This window comes from Stenotrophomonas sp. (assembly GCF_031995405.1).
Classification (GTDB): Bacteria; Pseudomonadota; Gammaproteobacteria; order Xanthomonadales; family Xanthomonadaceae; genus Stenotrophomonas.
The window spans coordinates 1-18,624 of record NZ_DAMAGC010000004.1; the positions used below are offsets into that span (position 1 = coordinate 1).

The 18,624-nt window shown below is 68.1% G+C and carries 12 protein-coding genes; 6 read left to right on the plus strand and 6 right to left on the minus strand.

From position 1 onward, the window contains the following. Nucleotides 1-168 precede the first annotated feature (168 nt). Nucleotides 169-1,371 (minus strand): amino acid aminotransferase, encoded by a 1,203-nt coding sequence (locus tag RTO53_RS01265; protein WP_312236076.1) that lies wholly within the window; start codon nucleotides 1,369-1,371, stop codon nucleotides 169-171. 175 nt (nucleotides 1,372-1,546) lie between these two features. Between RTO53_RS01265 and RTO53_RS01270 the strand changes: the two genes are divergently transcribed. Beyond that, nucleotides 1,547-3,661, plus strand: a complete 2,115-nt coding sequence (locus RTO53_RS01270) for a TonB-dependent receptor (protein WP_312236077.1) — start codon at nucleotides 1,547-1,549, stop codon at nucleotides 3,659-3,661. Nucleotides 3,662-3,716: 55 nt separating this feature from the next. Here RTO53_RS01270 and RTO53_RS01275 read toward each other — a convergent pair whose 3' ends face one another. Next, entirely contained in the window at nucleotides 3,717-4,055 is a 339-nt protein-coding gene (locus RTO53_RS01275; protein ID WP_312236135.1) for a hypothetical protein, read from the minus strand. 143 nt (nucleotides 4,056-4,198) lie between these two features. On the opposite strand from RTO53_RS01275, the gene RTO53_RS01280 reads away from it, so the two are divergent. The 3 genes from RTO53_RS01280 (at nucleotide 4,199) to ligD (ending at nucleotide 8,175) form a co-directional block, all read left to right on the plus strand. Continuing rightward, nucleotides 4,199-4,597 carry a hypothetical protein gene (locus RTO53_RS01280; RefSeq protein ID WP_312236078.1) on the plus strand — a complete coding sequence of 133 codons (399 nt, stop codon included), beginning with the start codon at nucleotides 4,199-4,201 and terminating at the stop codon, nucleotides 4,595-4,597. A 92-nt stretch (nucleotides 4,598-4,689) separates the two neighbouring features. Then, on the plus strand, nucleotides 4,690-5,622 hold the full coding sequence (locus RTO53_RS01285; protein WP_312236079.1) for a Ku protein: 933 nt from the start codon (nucleotides 4,690-4,692) through the stop codon (nucleotides 5,620-5,622). Between the two features lie 6 nt (nucleotides 5,623-5,628). Beyond that, entirely contained in the window at nucleotides 5,629-8,175 is a 2,547-nt protein-coding gene (gene ligD / locus RTO53_RS01290) for a DNA ligase D (RefSeq protein ID WP_312236080.1), read from the plus strand. A 77-nt stretch (nucleotides 8,176-8,252) separates the two neighbouring features. Here ligD and RTO53_RS01295 read toward each other — a convergent pair whose 3' ends face one another. From RTO53_RS01295 to RTO53_RS01305, 3 genes are all read right to left on the minus strand, one after another. Further along, entirely contained in the window at nucleotides 8,253-8,639 is a 387-nt protein-coding gene (locus RTO53_RS01295; protein WP_312236081.1) for a hypothetical protein, read from the minus strand. 131 nt (nucleotides 8,640-8,770) lie between these two features. Beyond that, nucleotides 8,771-9,409 carry a bifunctional 4-hydroxy-2-oxoglutarate aldolase/2-dehydro-3-deoxy-phosphogluconate aldolase gene (gene eda / locus RTO53_RS01300; protein ID WP_312236082.1) on the minus strand — a complete coding sequence of 213 codons (639 nt, stop codon included), beginning with the start codon at nucleotides 9,407-9,409 and terminating at the stop codon, nucleotides 8,771-8,773. Beyond that, complete coding sequence (locus RTO53_RS01305) at nucleotides 9,396-10,418, minus strand: sugar kinase (RefSeq protein ID WP_312236083.1); 1,023 nt, start codon at nucleotides 10,416-10,418, stop codon at nucleotides 9,396-9,398. Before RTO53_RS01305 ends, eda begins: the two co-directional genes overlap by 14 nt. Nucleotides 10,419-10,682: 264 nt before the next feature. Between RTO53_RS01305 and RTO53_RS01310 the strand changes: the two genes are divergently transcribed. Together RTO53_RS01310 and RTO53_RS01315 are read left to right on the plus strand one after the other, a co-directional pair. Then, nucleotides 10,683-13,460 (plus strand): TonB-dependent receptor, encoded by a 2,778-nt coding sequence (locus tag RTO53_RS01310; RefSeq protein WP_312236084.1) that lies wholly within the window; start codon nucleotides 10,683-10,685, stop codon nucleotides 13,458-13,460. 267 nt (nucleotides 13,461-13,727) lie between these two features. Then, nucleotides 13,728-17,483 carry a LamG-like jellyroll fold domain-containing protein gene (locus tag RTO53_RS01315; RefSeq protein ID WP_312236129.1) on the plus strand — a complete coding sequence of 1,252 codons (3,756 nt, stop codon included), beginning with the start codon at nucleotides 13,728-13,730 and terminating at the stop codon, nucleotides 17,481-17,483. A gap of 189 nt (nucleotides 17,484-17,672) precedes the next feature. Here the strand turns inward: RTO53_RS01315 and RTO53_RS01320 are convergent, their stop codons facing one another. Further along, a complete protein-coding gene (locus RTO53_RS01320) occupies nucleotides 17,673-18,512 on the minus strand; it encodes a PhzF family phenazine biosynthesis protein (RefSeq protein WP_312236085.1) in 840 nt (279 codons plus the stop codon). Nucleotides 18,513-18,624: the final 112 nt, after the last annotated feature.

Sequence of the window (18,624 nt, forward strand, 5' to 3'; positions counted from 1 at the left end):
GCTTTTTGCGCGAGGCAAGAGCAGCCGAGCATGGCTCGGCTCTACCAGGGATGCGTCCAGTCCCGCCGCGCCGCGTCCTGTCCCATCCCGCCCCTCCCCGTCCCACCGCGGGGTGAACAGCAGAACGGCCGCACAGCGCGGCCGTTCTTCATTGCACTACCGCACCCATCAGCCCTTGGCGACGGCCGACACAGCCTTGGCCACGTACTCCAGGTTGCCCTGGTTGAGCGCGGCCACGCAGATGCGGCCGGTGCCGACGGCGTAGATGCCGAACTCGTCGCGCAGGCGGTCCACCTGCGGGCGGGTCAGCCCGGAGTAGGAGAACATGCCGGCCTGGTCGTTGATGAAGGCGAATTCCGGCGCGCCGGCGGCGACCAGCTTGTCCACCAGGCCGTGGCGCAGCGCGTGGATGCGCTCGCGCATCTCGGTCAGTTCCGCTTCCCACACCTGGCGCAGCTCGACGCTGTTGAGCACGCCTGCCACCAGCGCCGCACCGTGGTTGGACGGGCTGGAGTAGATGGTCCGGATGATGCGCTTGACCTGCGACTGCACGGCCTTGGCCGCGTTCGCGTCCGGGGCCACCACCGACAGCGCGCCGATGCGCTCGCCATACAGCGAGAACGACTTGGAGTACGAGTTGGCGACCACGAAGCTGTCGATGCCGGCCTCGGCGATGATGCGCACCGCGGCGCCGTCTTCGCTGATGCCCTTGTCGAAGCCCTGGTAGGCCATGTCGATGAACGGGAACAGCTGGCGGTCCTTCAACAGCGCGGCCACCTGCTTCCACTGCGCGACGGTGAGATCGGCACCGGTCGGGTTGTGGCAGCACGCGTGCAGCAGCACCACCGTGCCCGGCTGCAGCTTGCCCAGGTCGGCGAGCATCGCCTCGAAGTCCACGCCGTGGGTGGCCGGGTCGAAGTAGCTGTACTCGACGACCTCGAAACCGGCGGCGCCGAACACGGCGCGGTGGTTTTCCCAGCTCGGGTTGCTGATGGCGATGGTGGCGTGCGGCAGCAGCCGGTGCAGCAGGTCCGCGCCCACGCGCAGCGCGCCGCTGCCGCCGATGGTCTGCGAGGTGGCCACGCGGCCGGCGGCCAGCAGCGGCGAATCCTTGCCGAACACCAGTTCGCGGGTGGCCTGGTTGTAGGCCGGCAGCCCGTCGATCGGCAGGTAGCCGCGCGGTTTGGCTTCGTTGGCCAGCTGCTGCTCGATCTGCTTGACGGCGCGAAGCAGCGGGATGCGGCCGCTCTCGTCGTAGTAGATGCCCACACCCAGGTTGACCTTGGTCGAGCGGCTGTCGGCGTTGTATGCCTCGGTCAGGCCCAGGATCGGGTCGCCTGGGACCAGTTCCACATTTGCAAAGAAGGACACGGCGGTACTCATTCGGATGACGGAAGGGGGGAGGATGTCGCGACGCGCGGTGCGGCCGGTGGGGCCGCAACCGGGCCATCGTAACAAAGCCACGCCGAGGGCGCGGCGGCCACCGTCACGTTGGTTTCCGTACCATGGCGTGCGGCGCCCCACATCGCCGAGGACCCCAGATCGCATGTTCCGTTTATCCCCGTTTGTCCCTTCCTGCGCGCTGCTTTCGGCAGTGCTGCTGCCGAACCCGGCACAGGCCGCATCCAGGCCCGATCCGTCCCCCGAGGTAGCGCGGCTGCCCACGGTTCAGGTGCAGGCTGCGCGGGTACAGCAGGTGGACGATGCCGACCTGCCCGCCTCGATCAGCACGGTGTGGCTGGACGACGAGGCCAACGGCACCCTGGCGCAGGTATCCGAAGCGCTGGGCGGCATCCCCGGGGTGGTCGCCCGCGACCGCCAGAACTACGCGCAGGACACCCAGCTGTCGATCCGCGGCTTCGGCGCCCGCTCCACCTTCGGGGTGCGCGGGGTGCGGGTACTGGTCGATGGCGTGCCGGCGACCATGCCCGACGGCCAGGGCCAGCTCTCGCACGCGAGCCTGCTCTCGGCCCAGCGCGTGGACGTGCTGCGCGGGCCGTTCTCGGCGCTGTACGGCAATTCCTCCGGCGGCGTGGTGCAGCTGTGGAGTGCCGAGGGCGCGCCGGGCGATCCCTGGCGGCTGCGGCTGGATACCGGCAGCGACAACACGCTCAGCGCCGGCGCGCAGCTGCGCGGCCAGCAGGGGCCGATCCGCTACAACGTGGCCGCCAACCACTTCCGCACCGATGGCTGGCGCGAGCACAGCGCCGCGCGCCGCGAATCGGTCAATGCGCGGCTCGGGACGGACGTGGGCGGTGGCCAGCTGGATCTGGTGCTGAACTACTTCGATTCGCCCAAGGCACAGGATCCGCTCGGGCTGAGCCGCGCCCAGGTCAACGCCGACCCTCGCCAGGCTACGGCCGTGGCCGAGCAGTACAACACGCGCAAATCCGTTCGCCAGGCCCAGGCCGGACTGGTGTTCACCCGCACCGACGGGGCGCACACATGGCGCGCCATGGGCTATGCCGGGCAGCGCAGCGTCGAGCAGTACCTGGCGATTCCGCCGGCGCCGCAGGCCAACCCGCTGCATGCCGGCGGCGTGATCGACCTGGACGGCGACTACGGCGGGGTGGACGCGCGCTGGAGCTGGCACGGGCAGTGGGCCGGGCGGCCACTGGATCTGGTGATCGGCGCCAATGCCGACCGCCAGGCGCAGGATCGCCGTGGTTACGAGAATTTCGTCGGTGATCAGCTGGGCATCAAGGGTCGCCTCCGCCGCGATCAGGCCGACCGGGTCGAGAACGTGGACCAGTTCGCCCAGGCCTGGTGGCAGTGGGCACCGCGCTGGTCGCTGCTGCTCGGCGTGCGCCACAGCACGGTACGGTTCCGCTCCAACGACCACTACATCACCGCCACCAACCCCGACGACAGCGGCTCGCGCCGCTACGACGCCACCACGCCGGTGGCCGGGGTGGTATTCCGCGCGACCGACGCCTGGCGGCTGTACGCCTCGGCCGGGCGCGGCTTCGAGACCCCGACCTTCAACGAACTGGGCTACCGCGCCGATGGCCAGGCCGGGCTGGCGCTGGATCTGTCGGCCGCCCGCAGCCGCAACCTGGAAGTGGGCAGCAAATGGCATGCGCAGAGCGGGGCGCAGCTGGAGGCGGCGCTGTTCCGCGCCGACACCGATGACGAACTAGCCGTGGCCAGCAACACCGGCGGTCGCGCGACCTACCGCAACATCGGCCGTACCCGTCGCCAGGGACTGGAAGCGAGCTATGTGCAGCCGCTGGGTGCGCAGGTCGACCTGGCGCTGTCGTACACCTACCTGGAAGCGACCGTGCGCGACCCCTACGTGCTGTCCGGAGCGACCGTCGCTGCCGGCTCGCGGCTGCCCGGCGTGCCGGAGCAGCAGTGGAATGCGCGCCTGCAATACCGCCCCGGCGCATGGCAGTGGGCGGCCGAGGTGGTGGCCTCCGGCGACACGGTGGTCAATGACCTGGCCACCGAGAAAGCCGCCGGTTACGCATTGTTGAACCTGGAAGCAGCGCGCCGCTGGCAGCTGGCCCAGGGGACGTTGCGGGCCTTCGCGCGGCTGGACAACGTGTTGGACCAGCGTTACATCGGCTCGGTGATCGTCAACGACGGCAATCAGCGTTACTTCGAGCCGGGCCCGGACCGCCGGGTCAGCGTGGGCCTGCAGTGGCAGTGGGCGCCCTAAGGATTCTCCCGGCGCCCGTCTGGAGCACGTGCCCACCCACGGTGGGCAATTACTTCTACTTCGGGACCTTGGCCGGGACGAACGGCGAGGTCGGGTCGCTGGCCGGGAAGGTCTCCTCCAGCGCCTGGTCCTGGTTGTCGCTGGCGTGCTGCTTGCGCTGCTGGCGCTGGTGCTCGTCTTCGCGGCGATGGTGACCGGCCGGGCCTTCGCTGCCCGGGGTCAGGTCCTTGCGGTCGCGGGAGGGGGCAACCGGGGCCGCCGCCACCGGCAGATGGTCCGGTTCGGGCGGCGCGGGCATGCCGGCGCCGCGGTCTTCGGCATCCTGGTTGTCATGTTTGGCGTGTTGTTCGCCAGGCACCGGGGTGCTGGCTTCGCGCAGGGGATCGCGTGGCATGGAAATAACTCCGGAACGGGAGCACCACTACAGCGCGATGGCGGTGAAGTCGCTGCGAATCCGCAGCACTGAACGGATCTGTCACGGCTGGCTAACGGGGGCGGGACTATTCCTGCCTGCCCCAGTACCGCCGGAGTCGTGCCATGCCCCGCCTGGACCGTCGTGCCGCCCCCGCGTTGTTCAGCGCCTACCCGCAGCCGCCCCGGACCACGCGCCGCGTGCGCCGCGAGCGCACCGAGGAAGCCCAGGCGGTGGCCCAGGACTACCTGCAGTACATGCGCAGCGACTACGAACGGCGGCGCGGCCACGGCCACCGCAGTTGGCGCGACCTGTACCCGGCGTATGCCTTCGCGCTGACCACGCATTACGCCGATTGGCCGCGTGGCAACGACGAAGATACCGCCGGTGAACTGGCCGAACACTGGGAGCAGATGCGCGGGCAGTCGCGGCTGGGCTGGTCGCAGGCGCGCGGCATCGTGGAGGACGCCTGGCTGGCGCTGGACCACATGCCGCCCACCGCCGTGCACGGCCTGCTGCAGTAACGCGTAAAGGGCGTCTGCACGAGGCGGACACGGGCGTTTCACGTGGCCGGGGGTACAGCTGCCCTTCTCTTCCACGCTGGAGCAGCACCGCCATGGCCCGACCGATCTGGACCGGAACCTTGTCCTTTGGGTTGCTCAATGTCCCGGTGTCGCTGATGTCCGGCGAACGCAAGGTAGACCTGCAGTTCCGCATGCTCGACTCGCGCGACCGCAAGCCGATCCGCTTCGAGCGGGTCAATGCCGATACCGGCGAAGAAGTGCCGTGGAAGGACATCGTCAAAGCCTACGAGTACGACAAGGGCAGCTACGTGGTGCTGGAAGAGGACGACATCCGCTCGGCCGCGCCGGAAAGCCACGAGGCGGTGGAGGTGGAAACCTTCGTCGACGCCGCCACCATCGACCCGCGTTACTACGAGAAGCCCTACCTGCTGGTACCGGCCAAGAAGGCCGAGAAAGGCTACGTGCTGCTGCGCGAAACCCTGCGCAAGACCGGCAAGGTCGGCATCGCGCGGGTGGTGGTGCGCACCCGCGAGTACCTCTGCGCGGTGATGCCGCACGGCGATGGGTTGGTGCTGATGATCCTGCGCTACCCGCAGGAACTGGTGGACCCGGAAGACTACAAGCTGCCCACCGGGAGCCTGGCCGAATACCGGATCAGCAGCAAGGAAACGGCCATGGCCGAACAACTCATCGATTCGATGTCCGGCGAGTGGAAGCCCGATGACTACCACGACGAGTTCCGCGAGCGCCTGCAGACGCTGCTGACCAAGCGGATCAAGTCCAAGGGCGGCACCACCAAGGTGGAGGACGAACCGGCGCCACGCGAGGACGATGCCACCAACGTGGTGGACTTCATGTCGCTGCTGCAGAAGAGCCTGGATGCAAAGAAGCGCACGCCGCCGAAGAAGACGGCGGTGACCGCGGCGCCAAAGAAGTCGGCGGCCAAGAAGGCCAAACCCGCCAAAAAAGCCGCCAAGGCGACCAGGAAGACCGCCGCGCGCAGCACCCCGCGCAAGGCCGGGTAAGCGCAGATGTCACTGCAGGAATATCGCCGAAAACGCCGCTTCGATGGCACCCCCGAACCCGATGCCGAGCGCGCCGGCGCAGCGGCGCGGCGCCCGATCTTCGTGGTGCAGCTGCATCACGCCAGTTCCCGCCACTACGATTTCCGCCTGGAAGCCGACGGCGTGCTCAAGAGCTGGGCGGTGCCGAAGGGTCCGTCGCTGCGCGTGGGCGAGAAGCGCCTGGCGGTGGAAGTGGAAGACCATCCGCTGTCCTATGCGACGTTCGAAGGCGATATCCCCACCGGCCACTACGGCGCCGGACACGTGGATGTGTATGACCACGGCACCTGGGCGTGCGACGGCGATCCGCTCGAGGCGATCGCCGCCGGCAAGCTCGACTTCGTCCTGCATGGCGAGCGGCTCAAGGGCGGCTGGAAGCTGGTGCGTACCGCGATGAAGGGCAAGCAGCACCAGTGGCTGCTGATCAAGCGCGACGATGACGATGCACGCGATGCGGAGGCCGATGACATGCTCGATACAGCGCCTGCACGGCGTACGGCTGCCCCGAAAACCCGCGCCCGCACGGGCACGGGCAAGGCAGTGAAGCAGGCCGCCACGCCGCCAGCGGCGCGCAAGGCCGACGCGCGCTGGCACAAGCGCGCGCTGGCGCTGCAGGAGGCGCGCGACACGCCTTATCCGCAGGGCTTCAAGCCGCAGCTGACCGATCACCGCGCCAGCGCACCCGACGGCGAGGCCTGGCTGCACGAGATCAAATGGGATGGCTACCGTCTGCTGGCCGAGGTCAGTGATGGCGTGGTGTCCCTGCGCTCGCGCGGCGGCTTGAACTGGACCGATGACTTCCCCGAAGTGGTGCAGGCGATTGCCGCGCTGCCGGTGCGCGACCTGCGCCTGGATGGCGAACTGGTGGTGCTGGACGCGCAGGGCCGCAGCGACTTCACCGCGTTGCAGAAGGTGATCGATGGCACCGCCAGGCAACCGCTGCGCTACGTGGTGTTCGACATGCCCGGTATTGCCGGCGTCGACATCAGCCGCGCGCCCTTGCTGGCGCGCAAGGCGCTGCTCAAGGACCTGATCGGCCCGACGCCGGGCACGCTGGCCTACAGCGAGCATGTGCTCGATCACGGTCCGCAGGTGTTCGCGGCCAGTGGCGATGCGGGCTACGAGGGCATCATCAGCAAGCGCGTGGATGCCGCCTACGTCAACACGCGGTCGCCTGCGTGGATCAAGATCAAGCATGAGAACACCGATGAGTTCCTGATCGTCGGCTATACCGAACCGAAAGGGTCACGCAGCGGCTTTGGCTCACTTTTGATGGCCACGCCGGACAAGGGCGGCCTGCGCTATGTGGGGCGTGTCGGTACCGGGTTCGATGATGCGTTGCTGCGTGCGCTGACCCGCCAGCTCGGCGCGCTGGCGGTGAAGGACGCAGTGGTCACCCTGCCCGCACATGTGCCGTTCCATGCGCGCAGCGTGCACTGGGTTAAGCCGGTGCTGGTGGCCGAGGTCGCATTCCGCGGCTGGGCGAAGGAAGGGCTGCTGCGGCAGGCCAGTTTCAAGCGGCTGCGCGAGGACAAGGCAGCGAAGGATCTGGGCGGCGCGGGCACGTTGCCTGCCGGGCAAAAAAAGCCAACGGCCAGGAACAAGGCCACGAAGGCGACCGCCACCACGACGCCGCGCGTTGCCGACGCCGGCGCCGGCGAAGTGAACATCAGCCATCCCGAACGCGTGGTGTTTGCCAAGGCGAAGATCACCAAGGGCGATGTCGCCCACTACTACCGGCAGATGGCGCGCTGGGTGCTGCCCGAAGTTGCCCGCCGGCCGTTGTCGCTGCTGCGCTGTCCCGATGGCGTGGACAAGCCGTGCTTCTTCCAGAAGCACCATGGCACCGGCCTGGGTGAAGCCGTGCAGGCCATTCCGCTGGAGCAGAAAAGCGGGCGCGAAGACTACCTCTACATCGAGGACCTGGCCGGCCTGTTGCAACTGGTGCAGATGAACACACTGGAGCTGCATCCGTGGGGCGCCACGGTAGGCGATCCCGAGCACCCGGACCGGCTGGTGTTCGATCTGGATCCCGGCGAGGGCGTCAGCTGGGCGCAGGTCAAGACCGCCGCGCGCGATGTGCGCGACCGGTTGCTGGAGACCGGCCTGCAGAGCTTCGTGCGCTTGTCCGGTGGCAAGGGCGTGCATGTGGTGGTGCCGCTGCAGCCCAAGGCCGACTGGGCGCAGGCCAAGGACTTCTGCGAGGCCTTCGCCCAAGCCATGGCCGAGCATGCGCCCGAGCGCTACGTGGCCACCATGAGCAAGGCCAAGCGCACGGGCGTGATCTTCATCGACTGGCTGCGCAACGCGCGCGGTGCCACCAGCGTGTGCTCGTGGTCGCTGCGGGCGCGTCCGGGTGCGGGCGTGGCGGTGCCGTTGCGCTGGGAAGAACTGGGCCGGGTGACGGCTGCCGATGCGTTCCCGTTGGCCAAGGCGCTGCAGCGGGCGCAGCGCCTGAAGCAGGATCCGTGGGAAGGGATCGATGCGGTGAAGCAGGTGCTGCCGGGGGCGTGACGTGGGGGCGCTTCATCGCCATTCCGCAGCGCTTCACGCCGGCGCGGGATGCGACCCGACCGCGTCGCATGCTTCCCTCAACGCGGCCTGTAGCGCGCGCCCAGCCAGATGCCGGCCGCCTGGAACGGCAGCGCGATGAGCAGCACGGTGACGAACCAGAACGGGAAGTCGCTGCCCAGGTCCCAGGCCGCATAGACCGACGCGGCGGCGATCACCGCCCAGACCACCCCACCGTGCACATAGGGCGCGTTCGGCGCGTAGCGCGCCGCGAAGGCCGTGGCGGCCACGCCGCCCAGGATCGTCCAGGCCAGGTCCCACGCCAGCCGCGACTGCCCGCCTTCGCCCAGCCCGATCCACGGCGCGATCCACCCGGCCGCGCCGCTGACCATGCCCAGCACGAACAACGCCACGACCACGCACAGCACGGAGAGCACGACGGTCCTGGCAAGCGACAAGGTGGACATGGGGATCCTGGCGACAACGAACGTGCGCCCATTATGGACGCACGCCATGCGTCAGACTCTGTTGGACGCCTTCAACTGCGCCGTGTGGGCCAGGCCACGCCACGCACCCGGCATTGGGCCGGCCTCCAGTATCAGCCGACCAGCGCGGCCGAATCGCGGGCCAGCTGTTCGATCCCGGCCCAGTCGCGCGCCTGCAGCAGCGCACGCGTGGTCAGCCAGGAACCGCCCACGCACAGCACGTTGGGCAGGTGCAGGAATTCGCGCGCGGTCTGCGCGGTGATCCCGCCGGTCGGGCAGAAGCGCACGTCGCCGAATGGCCCGTTCCATGCCGACAGCATCGCCGCGCCGCCGGCCTGCACCGCCGGGAAGAACTTGAAGGTATCCAGCCCGTGCTCCAGGCCGAGCATCAGTTCGGAAGACGTCGCCACGCCGGGCAGGAACGGCAGGTCGGTATCGCGGGCGGCCGCATACAGGCTCGCGGTGGCGCCTGGCGATACCGCGAAACGCCCGCCCACCTGCTTGACCTGTTCCATCTGCGCGGCACTGAGCACGGTGCCGGCGCCCACCACGGCATCGGGCACGGCCTCGACCATGGCCTTGATCGCCTCCATCGCCACCGGCGTGCGCAGGGTCACCTCGATCACGGGCAGGCCGCCGTTGAACAATGCGCGTGCCACCTCGACCGCGTCGTCGACGTTTTCCGGCGTGAACACCGGAATCACCGGGGCCAGTTTCAGGACTGCGCGTACGCGCGGATCAGCGCCGGACATCGAATCGCTCCTCGCCCGTGAGGGCCATGATGTCAGCCTCGCTGACAGGGTTGAAGTCGCCGGGGATCGAATGCTTCAGGCAGCCCGCGGCCAGGCCGAAGCGCACGATCGCGTCCGGCGCGAAGCCGCGCATCATGCCATGCAGGATGCCGGCGGCGAAGGCATCGCCCCCGCCGATGCGATCCACGATGCCGAGCATGTCGCGGGTCGGCGCCACCGCGCGGCTGCCATCGCGACCGAGCAGCATCGCCCCGAGCGCATGGTTGTCCACGCTGTGCGGGGTGCGCTGGGTGCAGGCCATCCACTGCAGCCGCGGGAACGCGGCGAACGCCTGCGCGGCGGCGGCATCCACGCGCTCGGCCAGCTGCGCCTGGGGAAAGTCTCCACCCAGGACCACGCCGATGTCGCGGTAGTCGGCGAACAGCACGTCGGCGCAGGCAAACAGCTCGCGCAGGATCCCGGCCGCATCGCCCTGCCAGCGCGCCCACAGCGACGGACGGAAATTGCCGTCGAAAGACACCTTCACCCCGCGCGCGCAGGCCGCGCGTGCCGCCGCCAGCGTGGCCTCGGCCATTGCCGGGTTGAGCGCCGGGCTGACCCCGGACAGGTGCAGCCAGTCGGTGCCGGCCAGCAGCGTGTCCCAGTCGTAGTCGGCGGCACTGCCGGTGGCAAACGCCGAATCGGCACGGTCGTACACCACCTCGCTGGCGCGCTGTACGGCACCGGTGGTGAGGAAGTACAGGCCCATGCGCCCCGGCCGCACCTGCACATGGCCGGTGTCCACGCCGTGCCGGCGCAACTCACCGGCGACGAACTGGCCCAGCGGATTGGCGGGCAGCGTGCTCACCATCGCCACCGTGTGTCCCAGGTGGGCCAACGACACCGCGACATTGGCTTCGGCGCCCCCGGGATGCACCGCCAGCTGCGCGCTCTGCAGCAGCAACTCACGGCCCGGCGCGCTCATGCGCAGCAACAACTCCCCAAAACAGACGACGCGACTCATGATCATGGATCCTTGTGAAAGCGAGGGCCGGTGAAACGTCGCCCAGGACGAATGGCTAGCGGTGTCATTCTAGCCTTGCGGCGCCTGCCGTCCACCCGGGCAAATGTCGAAAGCTTTGTCCCGCAAGCCTCCAGGGGACATTCAAAATCTGTTGCGCTGCAAGATGCTCCTTCCGGAACGGGCTGTTAACGTCCGCCCTGACCAGCGGTGTCATTGCACTGACATGTCGCCGGATTGCTGTTTCATGTAGCACCTTGGGAGAGGGAAAACATGCATTCTCGAAACATCCAGGAAAAGACACCGGTTACCTTGCTTGCCCTGTCGATCTGCCTGGCGCTGAGTGGTACCGCGCTGGCTCAGGAAACGCCCACCGGCGCCGCCACCGACCTGGACACCGTGACCGTCACCGGCTACCGCGCCAGCGTCGAAAAGGCCTTGGACATCAAGCGCGGCGAAGCGGGCGTGGTCGATGCGATTGTCGCCGAAGACATTGGCAAGTTCCCGGATCTGAACCTGGCCGAATCGCTGCAGCGCATTCCGGGCGTGGTCATCACCCGTGAAGCCGGCGAAGGCCGCAACATCTCCGTGCGCGGCCTCGGTCCGGATTTCACCCGCGTGCGCATCAACGGCATGGAAGCGCTGACCACCGTCGGCGCCGGCGACCAGAGCGGCGGCACCAACCGCGGCCGCGGCTTCGACTTCAATGTGTTCGCCTCGGACCTGTTCTCGCAACTGCTGGTGCGCAAGACCGCCTCGGCCGACGTCGAGGAAGGCTCGCTCGGCGCCACCGTGGACCTGCGCACCGCGCGCCCGTTCGACTACGACGGCTTTACCTTTGCCGCCAGCGGCCAGGCCAGCTACAACGCGATGGCTGAAAAGGCCGACCCGCGCGTGGCCGCGCTGATCTCCAACACCTTCGCCGATGGCACCTTCGGTGCGCTGTTGTCGGTGGCCTACTCCGAGCGCCAGGCGCTGGAGGAAGGCTCCAACACCGGGCGTTGGGCCAACGGCACGAGCAACAGCAATTTCAGCCCCACCTCGCCGTTCACGGCCGCGCGCAGCGCCGATGTCTACCACCCGCGTTTCCCGCGCTACGTACAGATGGAACACGAGCAGAAGCGCCTGGGCGTGACCGGCACCCTGCAGTGGAAGCCCACCGACGCGACCGAGATCTCGCTGGATACCCTGTATTCCAAGATCGACGCCAAGCGCGACGAGCACTACATCGAGGCGATCTCCTTCAGCCGCGGCCGGGATTCGGCCACCGGTGCGCTGCGTCGGCCCGATCGCGACGGCAAGCCGTCGATGATCGTCAAGAACGGGGTGATCGAGAACAACGCGCTGGTCTACGGTGAGTTCGACAACGTCGACATCCGCACCGAAAACCGCCATGACGAGTGGAGCACCGAGTTCAAGCAGATCGCGCTGAACGGCCAGCACCGCTTCGGCGACGACTTCACCCTGTCGGGCAAGGTCGGCATCTCGCGCTCCAAGCACGAGAACCCGATCCAGACCACGATCATCATGGACAAGTACGACGTCGACAACTACAGCTACGACTACCGGGGCAACAGCCGGTTCCCGACGCTGAACTACGGCATCGACCCGACCAACCCGGCCGGTTGGGAACTGGCTGAAATCCGCCTGCGTCCGCAGTACGTGGACAATGACTTCGATACCGGCCAGATCGACTTCAACTGGAACATCAGCCCGGGCTTCCGCCTGAAGGGCGGCATCCTGGCCAAGAACTACACGTTCAAGACCGTGGAAATGCGCCGCGCCAGCGAGCTGGTCGTGCCCAACTTCGCCGACGGCACCAAGATCGTGCCGGTGGGCCTGACCCAGCAGGAAGGCCTGAAGGGCATCACCGGCAACCCCAACAACTGGGTGGTGCCCAATCTTGATGCGATCGCCGACCAGTTCGACATCTACAGCAACAGCGGCATCTTCGCCGTCGCCCCGCGCGCCAACAACGTGCGCAGCGTGGACGAAGAGGATCGCGGTGGCTACCTGATGGGCGAGTTCTCCACCGAGCTGGGCAGCATCCCGTTCTCGGGTAATTTCGGCGTGCGCTATGTGCGCACCAAGCAGACCGCCACGGGCCTGTCCACGCTGACCACCACCACGGTGTCCACCACCGCCGAGCGCACCTACGACGACACCCTGCCCTCGTTCAACCTGGTGGCGGAAATCACCCCGGACTTCCTGATCCGCCTGGGCGCGGCCAAGGTGATGAGCCGTCCGGGCCTGGGTAACCTGACCCCCGGTTCCACCGTGGCCGTTGCCGGCGCGGCGCGCACCATCGCCACCGGCAATCCGGACCTGGACCCGATCCGTGCCACCAACGTGGACCTGGGCTTCGAGTGGTACTTCGCCGAAGGCGCCATGGCCGGTGTCGGCCTGTTCTACAAGGACATCGAGACCTTCATCCAGACCACGCGCGAGACCCACCCGTACAGCTTCAGCGGTTTGCCCGACGCGCTGCTGATCGGCACCGGCGCCAGCCCGGACAGCGACTTCACCTATACCAAGCCGGTGAACACCCCGGGCGGCGAACTCAAGGGCGTGGAAGTCAACTACACCCAGCCCTTCACCTTCCTGCCGGGCAAGTGGTCCAACCTGGGCGTGCAGTTGAACTACACCTGGGTCGACTCGCAGATCCAGTACATCAACTCCAGCGGCCAGCCGGTGCTGAAGGCCGACCTGACCGGCCTGTCGCGCAACTCGTGGAACGCCACGCTGTTCTACGAAGGCAAGGTGTTCTCCGGTCGCGTCTCGGCAACCAATCGCGACGACTACCTGACCCAGGTCACCGGTACCGAAGCGGGCTTCAATCTCGATGGTTACCACGGCATGACCGGCACCACGTTCATCGATGCGTCGATCCGCTACGCGATCAACGAGAAGCTCGAGCTGAGCCTGGAAGGCATGAACCTGACCAACGAAGCCAGCGACGAGTGGGTCTACTCGCCGAGCACCGGCCAGCTGCCGCTGCAGTACACCGAGACCGGACGTCAGTTCATGCTCGGCGTGCGTTACAAGTTCTGATCCACACCGGACGGCGGCGGCGTGAGCGATCGCGCCGCCGCTGCTGTTGCGTCGCAAGATGTTGGGGAACGTCGGCTTTGCTAGCGTGCGTTGCGTGCAGAACACGCGGCGGGGAGGCTGCGCACCCGCCCGCAGCGCCTGCGTACTGCTTTCGATCCGGCTCCCCGCGCTACCGCCGTACCGTTGAGCTGTCGAAAGGAACCTGCCATGCCGCTGCACGCTGTCCGTTCGCCCCGTCGCACCCGTCTTTCGGCCAGCCTGCTGTGGATGCTGCTGGGAGGCAGCGCCGGCGCCTGGGCACAGCCGGCACCGCAGCTGCTGTTCCACGTCTCGGCCGACAACGGCTTCACCGCCGACACCGCGCAGGGCGATGCGGTCCCCAATTTCCTGGACAAGGTCAACCGCGTGTCCGATGGCGCGCGCGGATCGGCGATCCAGTGGGAAGACGACGGCGTGCTCTCGTGGAACGCGCCCGGCAACATCCAGGCCCAGCGTGGCACGCTCGGGTTCTTCTGGCGCCCCCGCTATGCGGTGGGTGAAGCGCCGTTCGTGATCTTCCGGGTCGGTTATGCCGACCACAGCAGCTGGGACATGGCCTGGCTGCGCATCGACTGGAACGGCCACGGCTTCGATGCGTTCGTCACCGACGCCAACCTGGCCCGCACGCGCGTCTCCTTCACGCTCGACCACACCCCCTCACCGCAGCAGTGGCAGCACATCGCCTTCGGTTGGGACGAGGACCACGGCGTACGCCTGTACGTCGATGGCAAGGAAGTGGCACGCCAGGACACCACCGCCGATTACGACGCCGCGCTCGACCAGCTCGGCCTGGCCGGACGGGTGATGGCGCCCTACCAGGTGCAGAGCCGCTACAACTTCCTGCGTGGCAGCGACCTGGACGAGATCCGCGTCTACGATCGCCTGCTCGATCCGGCCGGCATGGCCGCGCTGGCACGCAATACGGCACCGGCCACGGCCATGGCCGCGCCCGATCCGATGCGCGCCTGGCGTCATCGCTTCGGCTGGGACAGCGCGGCGCCACCGGCGCTGACGGCACCGACCACGCGCATCCGCAAGGTCGAGTTCGCCGATACCAAAGACCACAAGCAGTGGATGTGGAAGGCCACCGACGGCATCGCCGAGACCACCTGGCCCGGCGTGTACAACCGTTCGCGATTGCCCGGCCGCAACGACTACTTCCAGCTGCCGGACTGGAACACCTACGTCGATGGCGGCAAGCAGCTCGACCTGACCCTGCCGGCGGGCGAGACAGTCAACCGCATCGAAGTGCGCGGCGCCGCGTTCGGCACGCTCAGCCACAGTGACGCGGGCCAGTCGCCGACGCCGCTGCTGCAGCGCCGCCAGGGCGTGGTGCGCAGCGTCGATGACATTCCCGCGCAGACCGGCGGCGTGCTGCACTTCCGCAATACCGAACAGGAAACCCCCATCCAGGAAATCTGGGCCTACGACGTCAGTGCGGCACCCGAGCCCGCCGGCACGGTCAAGCAGCGCTACGTCATCGACAGCCAGGCCCTGCCGGACTACCTCAACATCGCCAGCCTGCGGCAGTACATCGACGGCCGCTTCCCGGCGGCCGAACGCAGCACGGTGATGGCCCTGCCCAAGGGCGCCGGTTCGCGCCGGCGCAGTGCCGATACCCTGCCCGCGCAGCCGCTGCCGATCGTGCACGTGCTGATCCCTTCCGGGGTGGGCGACGCGGCGGCCGCGCAGCCATTGATCCGCAGCTGGGCCTACAGCTGGGAGAACATGCACGACGGCCTGGACGGCGTCGCCATCGACCTGCCCGCCTTGGATCTGCCGGCGACCAACAACGGCCTGATCCCGCTCAACGTGCGCATCAAGGACCCGATCTGGCCGGCACGCGACATGATCGATGTGTCGGTCTCGGTGAAGCCGGGCGAGAAGCGCACGCTGTGGCTGGACCTGCGCGACCGCATCCTCACCGCCGACAGCCTGTGGCTGTCCATCGCCTCGGCTGCGCCGGGCTTCAACGCCGCCTCGCTGGACGGTGCGGAGATCCGCATGGTCTACAAGGACCGCGAAGAGGCGAAGCGGGAACACCTGGCCGACCGCTTCAACCAGGCGCGCGACAACTGGGGCTTCCTCGTCGAGGAACACACCACCTCCAAGCGCCAGCGCCTGTATGCACGCGTCTACGCCGACCTGACCGATCTGCTGCGGGTCGATCCGGACCACGAACTCGGGCGCCTGTACTGGAATTACATCAGCTACAACAGCCAGGGCAAGCCGCCCTTCGTCGCGCCGGTAGCACCCAAGGGCGTGCCGCAGTGGGCATTCGCGCAGACCGAAGACCTCAAGTACGTGCGCCGCTTCGTGGACTGGTGGATCGACAACCGCCAGATCGCCTACGGCGATTTCGGCGGCGGCATCTCCGATGATTCCGATCTCACCCAGCAGTGGCCAGGGTTGGCGTTGATGGGCGTGCAGCCGGACCGGCTCAATGCCTCGCTCACCGCGCTGTCCGATGCGGTGTATCGCAATGGCATGTTCAGCAACGGCCTGAGCACCATCGAGACCGACGAACTGCATGCCTACGAGGAAGGCATCAACACCAACAGCGCCATGCTCTACCTCAACTGGGGCGACCCGCTCACCGTCGAGCGGCTGATGGAGACGGTGAAGGCGTTCGACGAACGCATCATCCTGCCCAACCCGCAGGGCCACCTGCTGTTCTCCAGCAACTGGTACGGCGGCAACAAGGTCTATCGCGAGCCCAACTGGCAGTGGCAGAAGCCGTACTCGTTCCCGGCGCTGCATCCGGCGTTCCTGGTCGGCCAGTACAACGCCGACGCGACCAGCCGCAAGCTGGTCACCGGCCTGGCCGACAGCTACCTCGCCCACGCCTACAGCGACGACAAGGGCCGCTGGACCCTGCCCAACGAAATCAGCTGGGCCACGGGCAAGACCCGCAGCGGTGAGCTCAACAACGGTTCCGGCGGTGGCGATGTCATGCACACCTTCTGGGCCGCGTGGCGCTGGAGCGGCGATGCCAAATACCTCCAGGCGCTGGACTACCGCGTCGAGCGCGGCGGGCCGGGTGCGTTGTCCAACCTGGGCGAGAACTACGTGGAGGTACTCGGCCGGGGCGCGGAGTGGAACCCACGCCTGATCGCCGACGCCGATGCCGGCAACACCGGCTTCTCCAGCCTGATGGCGTGGCAGGCCAGCGGCGACAAGAAGTACCTGGAAGCCCTGCACGCCGACGGCATCCAGGCCAAGGCGCAGCGCGAGTACATGAATACCGAAGGCCACTGGTGGTCCGACCGGGTCGAGGCGCCGAGCGAGTTCCTGCAGCGTGCGCGGCTCGGCGGCATCGCGCTCAAGCGCAACCAGAGCTGGCCGGGGCACACGGTGAGTTGGCGCTTCGCCCAGCCCGACGCCGCCGAACAGGTGGCGCTGCTGGTGCACGCGCCGTCGCCGGCGCGCTTCACGGTGATCGCCTACAACCTGGGCAAACGCGCGGTGGATGCGGACATGACCGCCTGGAATGTCACCGCCGGGCACTGGCGGGTGACCAGCGGCATTGACCGCGATGGCGACGACCGCATCGACGGCAAGGCCAGCGTGCGTGAACTGACGCTGGAGCGCAGCGCGTCCACCACGTTGCGGTTCGTGCCGGGGCAGGCACAGGTGTTCGAGTTCGAGCTGGTGCAGGCCGGGCAGCCGGTGGAACAGCGCCCGGACCTGGGCATCGGTCGCGGCGACGTGCGTGTCGATGCGGGCCAGGTGCAGGTGACCGTGCACAGCCTGGGACATGTGGCCACCGGCGCGGCTGTGGTGCTGCTGGAGGACGCCAATGGCCGCGAGATCGCGCGTAGCGCGGTGCCGGCGATGGCGGCGCCCAGTGACCTGCTGCCGAAGACCCATACGCTGCGCCTGCCGTTGCCGTCGGGAAACCACAGCGGCCTGCGCGTGCGGGTGATGCTGGCCGATGGCGGCGACGAGGTGACCCAGCGCAACAACGTGGTCGTGCTGGACTGACGCGCGCAGCGGCGCAACAGCCCAACAGCGCATCAGCGCATCAGCGCAAAGGCGCAAAGGCGCAAAGGCGCATCAGCGCATCAGCGCAACGGCGCAACGGCGCAGCTTGCGGTGGGGATCATGCATTCCCGTGCCGCCGGAGGATCCCGGCGGTCGATCGGGATGCGACCCTGCCGAGCCCAATCCCCGTTACACCGTCACCGTGCCCGCGATGCAGGTCACGCAGGCCCCACCGATCCACAGTGCATCGCCCAGCCGCTCCACCTGCAGCCGCCCGGCGCGTCCCAGCACGGTGCCCTGGCTGATCACGTAGCGGTCCGGTACCTGCCCTTCCTCGAGCAACCAGCGTGCGATACCCGCGTTGAGGCTGCCGGTGGCTGGATCCTCCGGCGCGCCGTCGCCAGCGATGAAGGCACGGCTCTCGAACTGCGCCGCCTCGCCATCCTCGGCCTGCCACGGCCCGAACACCCCCACCTTCAAACCGTCCAGCCGCGTGTAATCGGGCTGCAGTGCCAGCACCGTGGCGCGGTCGCGCAGTCGCAGCGCCAACCAGCCGGTGCCGTTGTCCACCCAGCGCGCGTCCACCACCGCTTCGACGGCCAGCCCCAACCCGGCGCGTACGCGTTCGCGCAGCGCCGCATCCAGCGGCCCGTCGCGCAGCAGTGGCGGGGCCAGGAACGCCAGCCCGGCGTCGCTGCGGCGGATCCGCACCAGGCCGATGCCGCATTCCTGCACGATCTCCCCGCCCTGCGGCACCCCGCCCTGTGCCAACCACGCATGGCAGCTGCCCAGCGTGGGATGGCCGGCGAACGGCAATTCCTCCAGGGTGGTGAAAATGCGCACCCGGTAGTCCGCGCGCGGATCGGTCGGCGGCAGCACGAAGGTGGTTTCGCTGAGGTTGGTCCAGCGCGCGAAGGCGGCCATGCGTGCGTCGTCGATACCGTCCGCGTCGAGTACCACCGCCAGCGGATTGCCCAGCAGCGGATCGGCACTGAACACGTTGACCTGTTGGAACGGATGGGTGGACATCAGGGACTCCGGAAGCACCACGGCATTATCCACACCCGCCCCGTGTAGAGCCGAGCCACGCTCGGCTGCCCTTCGCAGGAGACAACGGGCCAGGATGGGTAGAGCCGAGCCA